Annotated in this window: 11 protein-coding genes; 8 read left to right on the top strand and 3 right to left on the bottom strand. The window is 65.8% G+C overall.

Annotated features, from left to right (window positions below; genetic code table 11):
• The first annotated feature begins 49 nt into the window (after nucleotides 1–49).
• Genes ALII_RS0117590 through pdeM form a run of 3 tightly spaced genes read left to right on the top strand, consistent with a single transcriptional unit; the run spans nucleotide 50 to nucleotide 4,288 of the window.
• On the top strand, nucleotides 50–1,021 hold the full coding sequence (locus ALII_RS0117590; protein WP_024588541.1) for a methyltransferase domain-containing protein: 972 nt from the start codon (nucleotides 50–52) through the stop codon (nucleotides 1,019–1,021).
• A 37-nt stretch (nucleotides 1,022–1,058) separates the two neighbouring features.
• On the top strand, nucleotides 1,059–3,581 hold the full coding sequence (locus ALII_RS0117585; protein ID WP_024588540.1) for a ligase-associated DNA damage response DEXH box helicase: 2,523 nt from the start codon (nucleotides 1,059–1,061) through the stop codon (nucleotides 3,579–3,581).
• Nucleotides 3,578–4,288 (top strand): ligase-associated DNA damage response endonuclease PdeM, encoded by a 711-nt coding sequence (pdeM, locus tag ALII_RS0117580; RefSeq protein WP_024588539.1) that lies wholly within the window; start codon nucleotides 3,578–3,580, stop codon nucleotides 4,286–4,288. The genes ALII_RS0117585 and pdeM overlap by 4 nt, the downstream gene beginning before the upstream one ends.
• A gap of 55 nt (nucleotides 4,289–4,343) precedes the next feature.
• Here pdeM and ALII_RS0117575 read toward each other — a convergent pair whose 3' ends face one another.
• The 3 genes from ALII_RS0117575 to ALII_RS0117565 all read right to left on the bottom strand — a co-directional run bounded on the left by ALII_RS0117575 (nucleotide 4,344) and on the right by ALII_RS0117565 (nucleotide 9,659).
• Nucleotides 4,344–5,129: a TIGR02186 family protein gene (locus ALII_RS0117575; RefSeq protein WP_024588538.1), complete on the bottom strand. Its 786-nt coding sequence runs from the start codon at nucleotides 5,127–5,129 to the stop codon at nucleotides 4,344–4,346.
• Nucleotides 5,129–6,052, bottom strand: a complete 924-nt coding sequence (locus ALII_RS0117570; protein ID WP_024588537.1) for a sulfite exporter TauE/SafE family protein — start codon at nucleotides 6,050–6,052, stop codon at nucleotides 5,129–5,131. Before ALII_RS0117570 ends, ALII_RS0117575 begins: the two co-directional genes overlap by 1 nt.
• Nucleotides 6,053–6,230: 178 nt before the next feature.
• Nucleotides 6,231–9,659 carry a peptidoglycan-binding protein gene (locus ALII_RS0117565; RefSeq protein WP_024588536.1) on the bottom strand — a complete coding sequence of 1,143 codons (3,429 nt, stop codon included), beginning with the start codon at nucleotides 9,657–9,659 and terminating at the stop codon, nucleotides 6,231–6,233.
• Between the two features lie 382 nt (nucleotides 9,660–10,041).
• Here ALII_RS0117565 and ALII_RS0117560 point away from each other — a divergent pair, with 382 nt between their 5' ends.
• The 5 genes from ALII_RS0117560 to ALII_RS0117540 all read left to right on the top strand — a co-directional run bounded on the left by ALII_RS0117560 (nucleotide 10,042) and on the right by ALII_RS0117540 (nucleotide 15,444).
• Nucleotides 10,042–10,494: a MerR family DNA-binding transcriptional regulator gene (locus tag ALII_RS0117560; RefSeq protein WP_024588535.1), complete on the top strand. Its 453-nt coding sequence runs from the start codon at nucleotides 10,042–10,044 to the stop codon at nucleotides 10,492–10,494.
• A gap of 187 nt (nucleotides 10,495–10,681) precedes the next feature.
• Nucleotides 10,682–12,478, top strand: a complete 1,797-nt coding sequence (locus tag ALII_RS0117555; RefSeq protein ID WP_024588534.1) for an acyl-CoA dehydrogenase C-terminal domain-containing protein — start codon at nucleotides 10,682–10,684, stop codon at nucleotides 12,476–12,478.
• A gap of 166 nt (nucleotides 12,479–12,644) precedes the next feature.
• Nucleotides 12,645–13,751 (top strand): acyl-CoA dehydrogenase family protein, encoded by a 1,107-nt coding sequence (locus ALII_RS0117550; protein ID WP_035450146.1) that lies wholly within the window; start codon nucleotides 12,645–12,647, stop codon nucleotides 13,749–13,751.
• Between the two features lie 9 nt (nucleotides 13,752–13,760).
• Entirely contained in the window at nucleotides 13,761–14,216 is a 456-nt protein-coding gene (locus tag ALII_RS0117545; RefSeq protein ID WP_024588532.1) for an OsmC family protein, read from the top strand.
• A 19-nt stretch (nucleotides 14,217–14,235) separates the two neighbouring features.
• Nucleotides 14,236–15,444, top strand: coding sequence for an acetyl-CoA C-acetyltransferase (locus tag ALII_RS0117540; protein ID WP_024588531.1), 1,209 nt, complete (start codon nucleotides 14,236–14,238; stop codon nucleotides 15,442–15,444).
• Nucleotides 15,445–15,446 lie beyond the last annotated feature (2 nt).

Below are 15,446 nucleotides of genomic sequence, written 5' to 3'. Positions count from 1 at the left end.
ATTGGCAGATAAGCCGCGCGCCCGATCATGGGTCGCGAGCCCTTCGAACATGAAGACTATTGTGTACTCGTCCGGCGACGCTGCCGCCGACCGTCGTGCCGACTATGCCGAAATGCTGTTCGCCTCAGGCGACCATGGCGCCGCATCGGAACTGATGGCCGACATCATGACCCTCGCGCCCGGCTGGGCGACGGGCTGGTTCCGGCTCGGCGAGATGCGCGAGGCCGCGGGCGAGATCGCGGGCGCGACCGACGCCTGGCGCGAGGCGCTGCGGCTCGACCCGGCCGATCGGCTGGGCAGCGCCCTGAAGCTCGAACTCGTCGGCGCGATCGAGAATGCCGGCGGCATTTCGAGCGCCTTCGCCGAGACCCTTTTCGACCAGTATGCCGGCAAGTTCGACGCCGAACTGGTCCAGAAACTCGGCTACCGCGTGCCCGAACTGATCGCGGACGCCCTGCGCGCGACCGGCCGCACCAGCTTCGCCCACGCGCTCGACCTCGGCTGCGGCACTGGCCTGATGGGCGAGCGCCTGCGCGCAATGGCGAGCTTCCTCGAAGGCGGCGACCTGTCGGAGAACATGCTCAAGAAGGCTCGGGCCAAGGGCGTCTATGACCGGCTGGCAAGGCAGGACCTTCTGACGTTCGAAACCGAGCGCAATTCGGCCGATCTCGTCACCGCCGCCGACGTCTTCCTTTATGTCGGGCGGCTGGAGCGCATCTTCGCGCAGGTCTCGGGCGCGCTCGTGCCGGCCGGTCTCTTCGCCTTCTCCGTCGAGCGCCACGATGGCGCGGGCGATCTCCAGCTCGGCGAATCCCGCCGCTACGCCCATGCGCCCGACTATCTGCGCCGCCTCCTTTCCGAGAATGGCTTCGATCTCGTCGCGATGGACGATGCGATCATCCGCCGCGACCGAGGCACGGATGTCGCCGGCTTGATCGTCGTCGCCCGGCGCCAAACACTGCCCACACGGCTGGACGCCACGGTCACCAACGCGCCAACGCTCGGCGCGCACCCGCACTGACCTTGGCGCGTCGCCGAGCCGACGCTACATCTCGTCCGTGAACCGACCCATCGACGATCGAGCGCTTGAAGGCGCCACCCTGTTGCCCGAGGCCTTTTCGCGCTGGTTCGCCCTGCGCGGATGGCAGCCGCGCGCCCACCAGCTCGACCTGCTCGCCCGCACCGAAGCCGGTCGTTCCGTCCTGCTCATCGCCCCGACCGGCGCGGGCAAGACGCTCGCCGGCTTCATGCCATCGCTGGTGGACTTGGCGCGGCGCGGCAAGCGCAAGCCCGGCGCGGCCGCGCAGGGCGTCCACACGCTCTACCTCTCGCCGCTGAAGGCGCTCGCCGTCGACATCGAGCGCAATTTGACCCGGCCCGTCACCGAGATGGGCCTGCCGATCTCGATGGAAACGCGCACCGGCGACACGCCCGCGCACAAGCGTCAGCGCCAGAAGCAGGCGCCGCCCGACATCCTCCTGACGACGCCCGAACAGCTCGCGCTGATGCTGGCCTCGAAGGATGCCGAGCGCTTCTTCGCCGATCTGCGCTACGTCATCTTCGACGAACTCCACGCGCTGGTCACCTCCAAGCGCGGCCAGCTCCTGTCGCTCGGCCTCGCGCGCCTGCGCAAGTTCGTCCCCGACCTGCGCACGATCGGCCTTTCCGCCACGGTGGCCGAGCCGGACGAATTGCGGCGCTGGCTCGTCAGCCAGAACCCGCCGGGCGAGATGGCGGACCTGATCACGGTCGCTGGCGGCGCAAAGCCGCACATCACCATTTTGCAATCCGCCGAGCGCGTACCCTGGGCCGGGCACTCGGCGCAATATTCGGTCCCGGACGTTTACGAGGCGATCAAGGCGCACCGCACGACGCTCCTCTTCGTCAACACCCGCAGCCAGGCCGAACGCCTGTTCCAGGAACTCTGGCACGTCAACGCCGACACGCTGCCGATCGCGCTCCATCACGGTTCGCTCGATGTCGGCCAGCGAAGGCGCGTCGAAAAGGCGATGGAGACGAACAGCCTGCGCGCCATCGTCGCCACCTCCACGCTCGATCTCGGCATCGACTGGGGCGACGTCGATCTCGTGGTCCATGTCGGCGCGCCGAAGGGCGCGAGCCGTCTCGCCCAGCGCATCGGCCGCTCCAACCACCGCATGGACGAGCCGAGCCGCGCGATCCTGGTGCCGGCAAACCGGTTCGAGGTGCTGGAATGCCAGGCCGCGCTCGACGCCAACTATCTCGGCGCGCAGGACACGCCGCCGGTGGGCGAGGGCGGCCTCGATGTTCTCGCCCAGCATGTCATGGGTATGGCCTGCGCCGAACCCTTCTTTGCCGACGAGCTTTACGCCGAAATCGTCAGTGCTTCGCCCTATGCACGCCTCGACCGCGAGACCTTCGACCGCATCGTCGATTTCGTCGCGACAGGCGGCTACGCGCTGCGCACCTATGAGCGCTTCGCTCGCATCCGCCAGATGAAGGACGGCCGCTGGCGCGTCTCGCATCCGATGATCGCGCAGCAGTATCGCCTCAATGTCGGCACCATCGTCGAGGCGCCGATGCTCAACATCCGCCTCGTGCGCGGCAAGACCAAGAGCGCATTGGCGGGCGGCTATTCGCTCGGCAAAATCGAGGAATATTTCCTCGAAACGCTGACGGCGGGCGACACCTTCATCTTTGCTGGCCAGGTGGTCCGCTTTGCCGGTATCCGCGAGAACGAGTGCTACGTCACGCCCGCCCCGGGAGCCGATGCGCTGGTCCCGTCCTATGGCGGCGGCAAGTTTCCGCTTTCGACCTACCTTGCCGCCGAAGTGCGCGCCATGCTCGCCGATCCGTCGCGCTGGCATCGCCTTCCCGATCAGGTCTCCGAATGGTTGACGATCCAGAACGCGAAATCGGTCCTGCCCGGCCGCGACGATCTCCTGATCGAGACCTTTCCGCGCGGCAACCGCTTCTACATGGTCGCCTATCCCTTCGAAGGCCGCCTTGCGCACCAGACGCTCGGCATGCTGCTGACACGCCGGCTGGAGCGCGGCGGCGCGCGTCCGCTCGGCTTCGTCGCCACCGACTACGCCATTGCCATCTGGGGCCTGCGCGACATGGGCGCGCTGCATCGTTCGGGCAAACTCACCTTCGGCGAACTCTTCGACGAGGACATGCTGGGCGACGATCTAGACGCCTGGCTCGCCGATAGCTGGCTGTTGAAGCGCACCTTCCGCAATTGCGCCGTGATTGCCGGCTTGATCGAGCGTCGCCACCCCGGCAAGGAGAAATCCGGCCGGCAGGTGACGGTCTCGGCCGACCTGATCTACGACGTCCTGCGCAGCCACGACCCTGACCACATCCTGCTGTGCGCGACGCGCGCGGATGCGGCATCCGGGCTTCTGGATGTCAGGAGGCTTGGCGAGATGCTCTCGCGGGTGAAGGGTCGAATCATGCATAAGGACCTTCCGCGCATTTCGCCGCTCGCCGTGCCGGTCATGCTCGAGATCGGCAAGGAGCGCGTGGCGGGTGGTGCCGAGGACGAACTTCTCGGCGAGGCCGCGGACAGTCTGATCGACGAGGCGATGGGTACGGAATGAGTTTGAGGGTGCAGAGCCGGTTTTCAGCGACGAGCGAGACGGCGGTGCGCGGCGAACGCGTGGTCTGCGATGCGCGCGGCGTCGCTTGGTTCCCCGAAATGCGCCTGCTCGCCGTCTCCGACCTGCATCTGGAAAAGGGCTCCCGCCAAGCCCGCCGCGGCTACATGCTGCCGCCCTACGACACCGCCGCGACACTCGCACGCCTTGGCGCCGTCATCGCCGATTACGATCCGGCGATGGTGGTCTCTCTCGGCGACAGCTTCGACGATATCGGTGGCGCCGCGCGGATGCCGGCAATCTACCGCGACCAGCTTCTCGCGCTGATGAAGGGCCGCGACTGGTTCTGGGTCGCCGGCAATCACGACCCGGAAAAGCCGGCCGACCTTCCCGGCGCGACCGTTCAGGAACTCGGCATCGGCGGCATCGTCTTCCGTCATGAGCCGTCGGCCGGGCGGCTTGCCGGCGAAATCGCGGGCCATCTCCATCCCGGCGCCCGCATCGTCCAGCGCGGCCGCTCCGTGCGCCGCCGCTGCTTCGCCGCCGATGGAAACCGCCTGATCATGCCCGCCTTCGGCACGTTCACCGGCGCGCTCAACGTCCTCGACCGCGCCTTCGCCAACCTCTTCTGCCCCGACAATTTCGTCGCCTACATGCTCGGCACCGACCGCGTCTATCCGATGGATCGGCGGCTGCTGCGCGCAGACTGAAGCAATTCCAGCAAAAGTGCGAAGCGGTTTTGCGTCCGGAATTGCGTAAAATGCCTCAGTCCCGCTTGAAGATCATCCGGCCGAGCCAGCCGGTGATGACGGCGAGGAACACGGCGAAGATGCCGAACAGCAGCCCGTTCTCCTGCGCCGTGCGATAGATCCGCTGTTCGAGGCCCGCCTTGACGATGGTGAGCTGCGCCGAGGTTTCCTTGACGAACGTGCCGTTGCGAAACAGGAACGCCCGCGCGCGATGCGTGCCGACGGGCACGTTGGGCGCGAGCGCCACGGTTGCGCGAAAGAGGCTCGGCGACAGGAACTGCACACCGCCCACCCGCTCGTTGTAGAGCCCGGCCGCGCGCTTCTGGTCGCGCAGCGCCGCGGTGAATTCGGTCACCTTCTCGGGGTCGCGCTGGCCTTCTTCCTCGACCGCGCGCAGGAAGATGTTTTCCGAACCGAGTGCCAGTTGCCGGTAGACCTGCGGCTGCGTCACGTCCTGCAAGGGCCGCGTCGTCGAGACGGAATAGGAAACCGGCACGCTGGTGAAGCTTTGCGACTGGGTGTTGATCCACACGCCCAGCACCCGGCTCTTCTTGCGCACGACGATCGGCCGGGCCGGACCTTCGAGGACCACGATGATGTCGTATCGACCCTGCCGCGCGAGCATCTGGTCGGCATTGTCGAGCGCACCGAAAATCGTCAGATCGGCGCCCGAAAAATCCGACGAGATCGCGACGCGGTTCGTCGAAAGGCCGATCTGGAAGGATTCCGGCGCATCCGGGTCCTGCGCGTGCGTGGACGTCATCGGCATCAGCAGCGCCAGGGCGATCAGCAGCGCCCGCATCAAAGGCCTCCCGCCGTTGCCAGCGAGTAGGGGCTTGCGGGCGGCACGAAAAGGTCGACCGCAAGGCGTCCCGCAACCATCAGCACGAGCAGTGCGAGGAGCGCGCGCAACTGTTCGCCGCGCAGCTTCTGCCCGGCGCGCGCGCCATATTGCGCGCCCGCCACGCCGCCGATCATCAGGAGGAAGGCGAGAACGATGTCGACGGCCTGGTTGGTCGCGGCGTGGACGATGGTGGTGTAGGCGGCCACGAAGATGATCTGGAAGAGCGATGTGCCGATGACGACGTTGGTCGGCACCTTGAGCAGGTAGATCAGCGCGGGCACCATGATGAAGCCGCCGCCGACGCCCATGATCGAGGCGAGAAAGCCGATGACGGCACCAAGACCCAGGACCGGGATCACGCTGACGAAGAGCTTCGAGGTGCGAAACCGCATCTTCAGCGGCAGGCGGTGAATCCAGTTGTGCTGGCCCGGCTTGCGCAGGCTGGCGACCTGTCCGCCCTTGGCGCGCCGCAGCGCACGGACGCTTTCGGCCAGCATCAGCCCACCGACCGTGCCGAGCAGCCCGACATAGAGGAGCGAAACGACCAGATCGAGCTGGCCGAGCCCGCGCAGGAAGGCGAAGACGAAGACGCCGATCGTCGAGCCGAATATGCCGCCCAGAAGCAGCACCGTCCCGAGCTTGAAGTCGAGCGTCCCTTTCTTCAGATGCGCCAGGACGCCCGAGACGGACGAGGCGACGACCTGGTTCGCGCCGGTTGCGACCGCGATGGCCGGGGGGATGTTGTAGAAGATCAGGAGCGGCGTGATCAGGAACCCGCCGCCCACCCCGAACATGCCCGACAGGAACCCGACCGCCCATCCCATGCCGAGCAGAACCAGCATGTTGACGGACAATTCGGCGATCGGGAGATAGATGCCCACCGGCTCATCTCGCTCAGTGTTCGGGAAAGGGGATTTCCCTTGGATTTCATGGTCGAAGCATAGTCGTTCTTGCGCTTTGGAAAAGGCGAAGTCAAACCGCTGCGGCGACATTGGCCGAAAAAGTTGCGCCCGCCGAAAAGGGCGGGCGCGGTGGTTGCGGAACTGATGCGGGAAAGCGTCAGCCGAGCGCGAGCAGGGCGCGGACCAGCGGTTCGTCGATGCGCCCGGTCGGCTCCATCTCGTTGTCCTTCTGGAAGGTCGCGATGGCGGAGGTCGTCCGGGTTCCCATGATCCCGTCGGCGCTGCCGGCATCGTATCCGTTCGCGTTGAGGATGGTCTGCACGCGCTTGATCGCGGCGCCCAGATCGACGCTTGCGGTCGCTTCCATGTCCTCGGTCCAGGCGTCCGGGATCGTGACCGAATTGGCTTGCGCATTGAGCGGCTTGGGCGCCCACAATTCGGCGGACTTCTTGGCCCTTTCGAGATCGGCCGGCTGAAGCAGCGTCGCGACCTCGTCGCGCTTGGCGGCTGCATCCGCGTCGCCGGCTTCGGCGACGATGGCGAGCCATTTGTAGGCGGCCGCCAGATCCTGCTTCATGCCGACGCCCTTGGCCGCCAGTATGGCGAGGTTGAACTGGCTGTCGCGCACGCCGAGTTCCGCGGCCTTGGTGAAGTTGCGCGCTGCCGCTTCGTTGTCGGTGCGCCCGCTCGCGCCCATCGCGTGGAGGACGGCGAGATTGTGCATGGCGCTGGCGTTGCCCTTCGCCGCGGCCTTTTCGTAGAGGTCGATCGCGCGCGGCACGTCGCGTTCGATGCCTGTCGCCTTTTCGAGCATGTTGGCGAAACGATACTGGGCGGGCGCAAGGCCGGCCTCCGCCGCGCTCTCGTACCAGAGGGCCGCAGCCTTCATGTCCGCCGCGACGCCGCGGCCTTCGGCATAGCGATTGCCGATCTCGAACCAGGCCTTCGGATCGCCTGCCTCGGCGGCCTCGCGCAGCACGGCGTTGCCGGCTTCCAACGGAACGGCCGTGACGGTCGGCGCCTCGTCCGCGTCGTCGTTAGCCGTATCTGCCGGCATCGTCGGCTGGATCGGCGCGGGATTGCGAACGTCGGGCGCGATCGAGGCGGTCTCGATGCGGGCGTCGTCGGCCGCAGGCGCCTTCACGGCAGCGAGCACCGGCTTCGCGGCAGGGGTGGCGGCCGGCTCCTTGGCCATGGCCGTCAGGTCGCGGACAGCTTGCGGCTGGGCAGATGCGGTGATCGTCTCGGCAGGCTCGGTGCCGACGGCGGCAAGCGTGACCGGTTCCGAGGGCTCGACGCTGGCAACCGCCTCGTCTGCGGTCAGCGTCTTGCCGATCTGGACGCCGGCAAGAGCCAGCGTCACGGCGACGATGCCCATCGACACGGCCCGATTCTTGGACTTGAGAAGCTTCGCCAGGCTGAAGCGCTGCGAGCCGTCGGCCGATTTGCCGGATTTCAGCGTCTCGGCTTCCGCGGCAGCGGCCTGCGCTGCGCGGCGCGCGGCCGCGATGAAGTCCGCCTTGGCATCGACGCCGGGAGCCGCCGTGCCGTCCTTTCCGGAGACGGTCCGCTCGTCGCGCACTCGGCGCATGATCGCGCTGAGATCGGGCGAGCCGTGGCCCGGCTCGATCGGCTGGTTCACGATGGCCGGATCGATCGGCGCATCGAGCTGGAGTTCCGCGGTTGTGGTGGTGACAGCCGGTTCTTGCTTGTCCCGGCGCTTGCGGCCGAGAACCCTTGCGATCATCGAGCGCGGCTGGCTCGCATCCGCGCGTGCCTCGGTGGCCCGCTCGCTGACGACGGGCATATCCGTATCGAGCGCCGTATCCATCGACATGTCGTCGACGTCGGCATGGAGCGCCGGCGTTTCGGCGATGCCGACGCGCGGAGCCTCGTGCTCGTCCTGCGTGTCGTACTCCATGGCCCCGAGGCGTTCGACGATCTTCAGGAGCGTGTCGTGAATGGCCTCGAAGGTCTTGGTGTTACGCTCGTCGGAGCGGCGGGCGAGCGCTTCGAGCGCACGCAGATCGTCGGCCAGGCCCTGGACGACGTCATTGTCGCCCGAACCGGCTTGTCCGATCGTGCGTGCCGCCTGTTCGGCTGCCTCGCGGGCGGATTCGAGCATGGCGGCGTGGTTGTCGGCGATGATGCGTTCGAGCCGTTCCAGCCGCGGCGCGACGTCCTCGAACTCGGCCGGCATGCGCGCCGGGGACTGGATCGCGTCGGCAAGGCTCGCGACCTGCGCTTCGAGGCTCTTCACCAGTTCCGGATCGATCGAGACCAGCGTCGCCGTGGTCGTCTCCAGCCGTTGCGAGATGCCGCCGAGGCGTTGTTCGAAGCTGTCGGCGAAGACGGCAAGCCGCTCGTCCATGGCAGCCATCAGCGCTTTGTGCGACTGCCCGGCCTGGACGGCTTCCAGCTTCTCGGCGAGCGCGCCGAGGCGCAGATCCAGTTCGGCGAAGAGCTGCTCGCTCTTGGCCGCTCCGGCCACGCTGCGTTCGTCCACGGTCTGCGAGAAGGCCGCGAAGCGGCTTTCGACGCCCTTGAAGATTTCGGACAGGTCCGGCGAGGCCGGGATCGCATCGACCTTGCCGGCGATCGCGTTCATCTGTTCGGCCAGGCGCGCCATCGTCTCGTGCGGCATCGCCGAGCGCGCGGCGATCTCGTCGATCCGCTCGCTCATCGCGGCGATCTGCGCGCCGATGTCTGCGGTCGGGCGATCCTCGATCAGTTCGTCGATCTGCTTGGCCAGCGAGCCGATCCGCGCCTCGATGCGCTCGAACGGCTTGCCATCGACGATTAGGCCGCGCCCTGCGCCGGCCGAGGCCGCGATGGCGCGCGAGATTTCGTCGAGGCGTTCGTCGATCAGCGAAAGCGCGCCGTCGCCGAGCGGCCCATGCTTCTGCGCGAAACGGTCCATGGCGGCCGCAAGCACCTTGAGCTTGTCGTCCAGCGCATGCATGGCGGCCGGCTCCGGCAGCGTCGCGACGACCGAGCCCATTTCCTCGAGGCGGCTCTGGATCGTCTTCACCAGCTCGGATTCGGGGCCGGCAAAAGCCTCGAACCGGCGGTCGAATTCGTCCCAGCGCTTTTCGGCCGTCGATTCGCGGGCGACATCGGCGAGCGCCTGCCGGATCTCTTCCATTTCCGCCTGGAGCCGGACTGCATTGTCCTCGCCGCCGCGGGCGGCCAGCGCGTCGATCATCCCGCCGAGACGCTCCACCTCGCCGGAAATTTCATCGGCTCGGCACGCGGCGGGCGCGGTGCGGGCGCCTTCGATCTGCGTCTTGAGCGCGGCGAATTCGCGTTCGATGCCCGCTGCCAGCTTTGCATTGAGATCGTCGCGCAGGAGCTTCAGCTCGGCCGCGATCGAACCGGCAGCCTCGACGCTCTCCTCGCGCTGGCGCTGCGCTTCGATGTCGGCAGCGAGCTTTTCCGCCGCGATCGGCGCTGCGGGTTCGTCCGCGCGCCCCGCGATGCGCGTCTCAAGTTCTGCCAGCGTCCGATTGAGATCGTCGATGGAGGTCGTCGGGCGCCGGCGGCGACCGCTGGTCAATGCATCGAGATAGGCTTGCTTCTGTGTCATCCTAGACGCCCGTTGCCCTCTGCCGGCCTTTGCCGAACCCGTTGACGTTCCGGCGACGTCCCGGCGCCGGAGGATCAAGCCGTGAGGAACAAGATACGAGACAGATCACGGTGAGTCGCTGACGGTCACCTTTCCTCATCCATGGTAAACAAGCCGTTAACCAAACTTACCAAAGGTTGAGTGCGGGTGTGCGCGCAAGCCGTGCGCAAAGTGGCGCAGGCGGGCGTTTCGCACTTGCAGCACAATCCGTCTCGGATTATATGCGCGCCCCATGCCTCGCTTGCCTTACGGAAGGCGAGGGGGACTCATTTGCGAAGGCGTCCTTCGCCTCGCCACAAATTTTCGCGACAAGCGAACCGAATCAAGAATCACGGGATCTGACATGAACATCATGCCGGCCGGCACGGACGTGGCCTCCTTTTCCAATGCCTCGGGCGAAGACGATGGCGAACTCATGCGCATCGGCGATGTCGCGCGCAAGTTCGACGTCAGCCTGCGCACGCTGCGCTTCTACGAGGACAAGGGGCTCATCCAGCCCAAGCGCGAGGGCACCACGCGGCTTTACGCCCACCGCGATCTGGCGCGCCTGAAGCTCATCACCTTCGGCACCAAGGTCGGCTTCTCGCTGCGCGAGATCAAGCAGATGATGGATCTCTACGATCCGACCGGCACCAACATGAAGCAGTACCGCTTCGTCCTCGACAAGTCGGAGCGCCAGATCGCCCGTCTGGAAGAGCAGCGCCGCCAGCTCGATGAGGCGATCGACGAACTGCGCCAGACGCGCGACGGTGTCGCCTCGCTGGTCGAGGAGCGTCAGCGCGCCAACGCCGCCTGATCGCTTTTTTCACTCCGCATTCGAAAGGCCGGCCCGCAAAGCCGGCCTTTTTCTTTGCTGCGGCCCAACGCTGCGACAAACTTTGACGTTTACGAAAACGTCAAAGTTTGATAGTCATCATCTCCGGATCAGCGCCCCGCCGGCAGGACCGGGAAAGGGGCTTTCAGCTTTCTTTCGGAGGACTGCCATGCCGACCTACAAGGCGCCCGTCGCGGACACGCTTTTCGTTCTGAATGAAGTTCTCGGCTACGAGCGCTACGGCAACCTCGCCGGCTTCGCCGATGCGACGCCGGACGTCCTGGAGGCGATCCTCCAGGAAGGTGCGAAGCTCGCGGAGAATGTGCTTCATCCGCTGAACCGCATCGGCGACGAGGAAGGTTGCAGCCGCCACGAGGATGGCTCGGTGACGACGCCGAAGGGCTTCAAGGCTGCCTACGATCAGTATCGCGAAGGCGGCTGGATGGGTCTTGCCGTTCCGGCCGAGTATGGCGGGCAGGGGCTGCCCTACACCGTCCATTCGGCGATCGGCGAATACATGTCGTCGGCCAACATGGCGCTGATGATGTATCCCGGCCTGACGCAAGGCGCGGTCGCCGCAATCCTCGCGCATGGCTCCGACGAGCAGAAAGAGACCTATCTGCCGAAGATGGTCGATGGCGTCTGGACCGGCACGATGAACCTGACCGAGCCGCATTGCGGCACCGATCTCGGCCTCCTGCGCACCCGCGCCGTGCCGAACGGCGACGGCACCTACAAGATTTCTGGGCAGAAAATCTTCATCTCCGCCGGCGAGCACGACATGTCGGAGAACATCATCCACCTGGTGCTCGCCCGCATCGAGGGCGCGCCGGAAGGCGTCAAGGGCATCTCGCTCTTCATCGTGCCGAAATTCAAGCTCGATGCGGATGGCAATCCGGGCGAGAAGAACCGCGTCTCCTGCGGCTCCATCGAGGAAAAGATGGGCATCCACGGCAACGCCACCTGCGTCATGAATTATGACGAAGCCGAAGGCGTCCTGATCGGTCAGGAAAATGGTGGCCTCAAGGCCATGTTCGTCATGATGAACGAGGCCCGCCTCGGCGTCGGCCTGCAGGGCCTGTCGATCTCCGAGATCGCCTATCAGAACGCCGTCGTCTACGCCAAGGACCGCATCCAGGGCCGCTCGCTCTCGGGCGCCAAGGCGCCGGAAAAGAAGGCCGACCCGATCATCGTTCACCCCGACATTCGCCGCAAGCTGATGACGATGCGCGCCATCAACGAGGCCGGCCGTGCGCTGATCCTGTGGACCGCGCTCAAGTCCGACGTCGCCCATCGCTCGGAAGACGCAGCCGCCCGCGAGCAGGCCGAGGACCACATGAGCCTGATGACGCCGGTCATCAAGGGCGTATTGACGGACAAGGGCTTCGACAATGCCGTTATGGCGCAGCAGGTCTATGGCGGCCACGGCTATATCGAAGAATGGGGCATGAGCCAGTTCGTGCGCGATGCCCGCATTGCTCAGATCTACGAGGGCGCCAACGGCATCCAGGCGCTCGACCTCGTCGGCCGCAAGCTCGGCCAGAATGGCGGCCGCGCCGTGCAGGCCTTCTTCAAGGATGTCGGTGCGTTCTGCGAGGAAAACCGCGCCGACGAGACGATGGCACCCTACACCAAGTCGCTGAAGAAGGGCCTCAACGACCTTCAGGCCGCGACCATGTGGCTGATGCAGAACGCGATGGGCAAGCCCGACAATGCCGGCGCCGCCTCGACCGACTACATGCACCTCTTCGGCCTCGTCTCACTCGGCTACATGTGGGCGATGATGGCAAAGACCGCGCAGGAAAAGATCGCCGCCGGCGCCAACGGCTCGGCCGAGTTCTACGAGAACAAGCTCGCCACCGCGCGCTTCTTCATGGACCGCCTGATGCCCGAAACCACGGCCCATCTCGCCCGCATCTCGTCGGGCGCCGATTCCATGATGGCGCTTTCGGCGGACGCCTTCTAAGCTCTGCCGCATTCTAGCCTGATCTGTTCAGGCTTGAACTTTTTTGCTACCAATCTGGCCGCGCCCGGAAGAGGGGGCGCGGTCGTCGGAGGAGACCCAATTGGCAACGCATCCCGCAACCGTTCTCGGCCTGCCGAAGCCCGACTGGGCCGGCGACGACGTCGCCATGCTCTACGACATGGCCGAGAAGTTTCTCGATGCCGAGATCGCGCCGCGCTACGAGGAATTCGAGAAGGCGGAATGCTTCGACCGCGCGAGCTGGATGAAGGCCGGCGAGGCGGGACTTCTGTGCGCCTCGATGCCGGAAGAATATGGAGGTTCGGGCGGCACCTACGCCCATGAGAGCGCCATTATCGAGGCGATCGGCCATGTCGGCGTCGACGGCTTCGGCATCTCGCTGCACAATTCCATCGTCGCACCCTACATCCTGCACTATGGCTCCGAGGAGCAGAAGAAGAAGTGGCTGCCGAAGATGGCCTCCGGCGAGCTGATCGGCGCCATCGCCATGACAGAGCCGGGTGCCGGCTCCGACCTCCAGGGCGTCAAGACGCGTGCGGAGAAAGACGGCAACCACTATCGCATCAACGGCTCCAAGACCTTCATCACCAACGGCCAGCTTGCCAACCTCATCATTGTCGTGGCCAAGACCGACCCGTCGGCCGGCGCTAAGGGGACCTCGCTGATCGTGGTCGAGACCGACGAGGTCGAGGGTTTCGAGCGCGGCCGCAACCTTGACAAGATCGGCCTCAAGTCGAACGACACCTCCGAGCTCTTCTTCAACGACGTGCGCGTGCCGACCTCGAACCTGCTCGGCCACGAGGAAGGGCAGGGCTTCGTCCAGTTGATGCAGCAATTGCCGCAGGAGCGCCTCCAGATCGGCGCCGGCGCCATCGCCATGATCGAGCGTGCCCTCTCCCTCACCATCGACTATGTCAAGGAGCGCAAGGCTTTCGGCAAGGCGGTGATCGAGTTCCAGAACACCCAGTTCAAGCTCGCGGAACTCAAGACCGAGGCGACCATCGGCCGCGTCTTCTACAATGACTGCGTGGCGCGCCACGTGAATGGCGGCCTCGACCCGGTCACCGCCTCGATGGCGAAATACTGGCTGTCGGACCTGCAGAACAAGATCGTCGACGAGTGCCTGCAGCTCTTCGGCGGCTATGGCTACATGAACGAATATCCGATCGCCCGCATGTTCCGCGACGCGCGCGTCCAGCGCATCTATGGCGGCACCAACGAGATCATGAAGCTCCTGATCGCCCGCTCGCTCTGAGGAGAAGGAATGTCGCAGCACGTCGCCGAATTGAGCTGGACGCAGGAAGCCGGAGCGGACTTCCTCGCAGGCCGCTATTCGCGCGTCCACGAGCTGCGCTTCGACGGCGGGGCCGTTTTGTCGGCATCGGCCGCGCCCACCATCGTGCCTGCCCCTTACAGCGACGCTTCGGCCATCGACCCCGAGGAAATGTTCGTCGCCTCGCTCGCCTCCTGCCACATGCTGTGGTTCCTCGATTTCGCCAAACGGGCAAAGATCGACATCCGCTCCTATATGGATCGTGCGGAAGGTGTGATGGCGAAGAATGCGGATGGCCGCATGGCCATCGTGAAGGTCACGCTGCGCCCCCGTGTCGAATCCGACGGCGATGCGGTGACCATCGAAGAGCTGCATCACAAGGCGCACGACGCCTGCTTCATTGCCAATTCGGTCACGACCGATGTGACGGTCGAACCCCAGTTCTGAGGATCAGAGGAGAAGCCCGATGACTGACGTATTCGTCTACGACGCCGTGCGCACGCCGCGCGGCCGCGGCAAGAAGGACGGCTCGCTGCACGAAGTGCCGGCCGTGCGCCTTGGCGCCAAGGTTCTGGAAGCCGTGCGCGACCGCAACGGCATCGACACCGCCAATGTCGACGACATCATCTTCGGCTGCGTCGACCCGGTCGGCGAAGCCGGCTCCGTTATCCCGCGTTCGTCCGCCTTCGAGGCCGGCTACGACATGAAGGCGCCCGGCATCCAGCTCTCGCGCTTTTGTGCCTCGGGCCTGGACGCCATCAATCTCGGCGCGGCTAAGATTGCCGGCGGCTCGGACGAACTCGTCGTCGCGGGCGGCGTCGAATCCATGTCGCGCGTCGGCATGGGCATGTCGGGCGGCGCCTGGTTCATGGACCCCTCGGTCGGCCTGCCGGGCTATTTCATGCCGCAGGGCGTCTCCGCCGATCTGATCGCGACCAAATACGGCTTCTCCCGCGACGACGTCGACGCCTATGCCGTCGAGAGCCAGAAGCGCGCGGCCAACGCCTGGAAGAACGGCTACTTCAAGAATTCGGTCGTGCCGGTGAAGGACCAGAACGGTCTCACCATCCTCGACCATGACGAGCACATGCGCCCGTCGACCGACATGCAGTCACTGGCCTCGCTCAACCCGTCTTTCGTGATGCCGGGCGAGATGGGCGGCTTCAACGCCGTCGCCATCCAGCGCCATCCGGAAGTCGAGGCGATCAACCACGTCCACCATGCCGGCAATTCGTCCGGCATCGTCGACGGCGCGGCGGTCGTTCTGCTCGGCTCGAAGGAGGGCGGGGAAAAGCTGTCGTCCAAGCCCCGCGCGCGTATCAAGGCGTTCACCAATATCGGCTCCGAACCGTCGCTGATGCTCACCGGCCCGGTCGACGTGACCGAAAAGCTGCTCGAGCGCGCGGGCATGCAGCTTGGCGACATCGACCTCTTCGAGCTCAACGAGGCCTTCGCCTCGGTCGTGCTGCGCTACATGCAGGCCTTCGACATTCCGCACGACAAGATCAACGTCAATGGCGGCGCGATCGCCATGGGCCACCCGCTCGGCGCGACCGGCGCGATGATCTTCGGCACCGTGCTCGATGAGCTTGAACGCCGCGATTTGAACACCGCACTCGTGACGCTGTGCATCGGCGCGGGCATGGGCACCGCAACGATCATCGAGCGTGTTTGAGA

Origin of the sequence: Aliihoeflea sp. 2WW (assembly GCF_000497755.1) — a bacterium.
GTDB lineage: Bacteria > Pseudomonadota > Alphaproteobacteria > Rhizobiales > Rhizobiaceae > Aliihoeflea.
The sequence above is the reverse complement of the archived record's forward strand: the minus strand, read 5'-3'. Positions and strand labels throughout refer to the sequence as shown.

Excerpts from the sequence above, each read along its gene's own strand:
- ALII_RS0117555 (WP_024588534.1), top strand. The coding sequence starts at position 10,682 with ATGCCGACCTACAAGGCGCCCGTCGCGGACACGCTTTTCGTTCTGAAT.
- ALII_RS0117550 (WP_035450146.1), top strand. The coding sequence starts at position 12,645 with ATGCTCTACGACATGGCCGAGAAGTTTCTCGATGCCGAGATCGCGCCG.
- ALII_RS0117560 (WP_024588535.1), top strand. The coding sequence starts at position 10,042 with ATGAACATCATGCCGGCCGGCACGGACGTGGCCTCCTTTTCCAATGCC.
- ALII_RS0117565 (WP_024588536.1), bottom strand. The coding sequence starts at position 9,659 with ATGACACAGAAGCAAGCCTATCTCGATGCATTGACCAGCGGTCGCCGC.
- ALII_RS0117575 (WP_024588538.1), bottom strand. The coding sequence starts at position 5,129 with ATGCGGGCGCTGCTGATCGCCCTGGCGCTGCTGATGCCGATGACGTCC.
- ALII_RS0117540 (WP_024588531.1), top strand. The coding sequence starts at position 14,236 with ATGACTGACGTATTCGTCTACGACGCCGTGCGCACGCCGCGCGGCCGC.
- ALII_RS0117545 (WP_024588532.1), top strand. The coding sequence starts at position 13,761 with ATGTCGCAGCACGTCGCCGAATTGAGCTGGACGCAGGAAGCCGGAGCG.
- pdeM (WP_024588539.1), top strand. The coding sequence starts at position 3,578 with ATGAGTTTGAGGGTGCAGAGCCGGTTTTCAGCGACGAGCGAGACGGCG.
- ALII_RS0117590 (WP_024588541.1), top strand. The coding sequence starts at position 50 with ATGAAGACTATTGTGTACTCGTCCGGCGACGCTGCCGCCGACCGTCGT.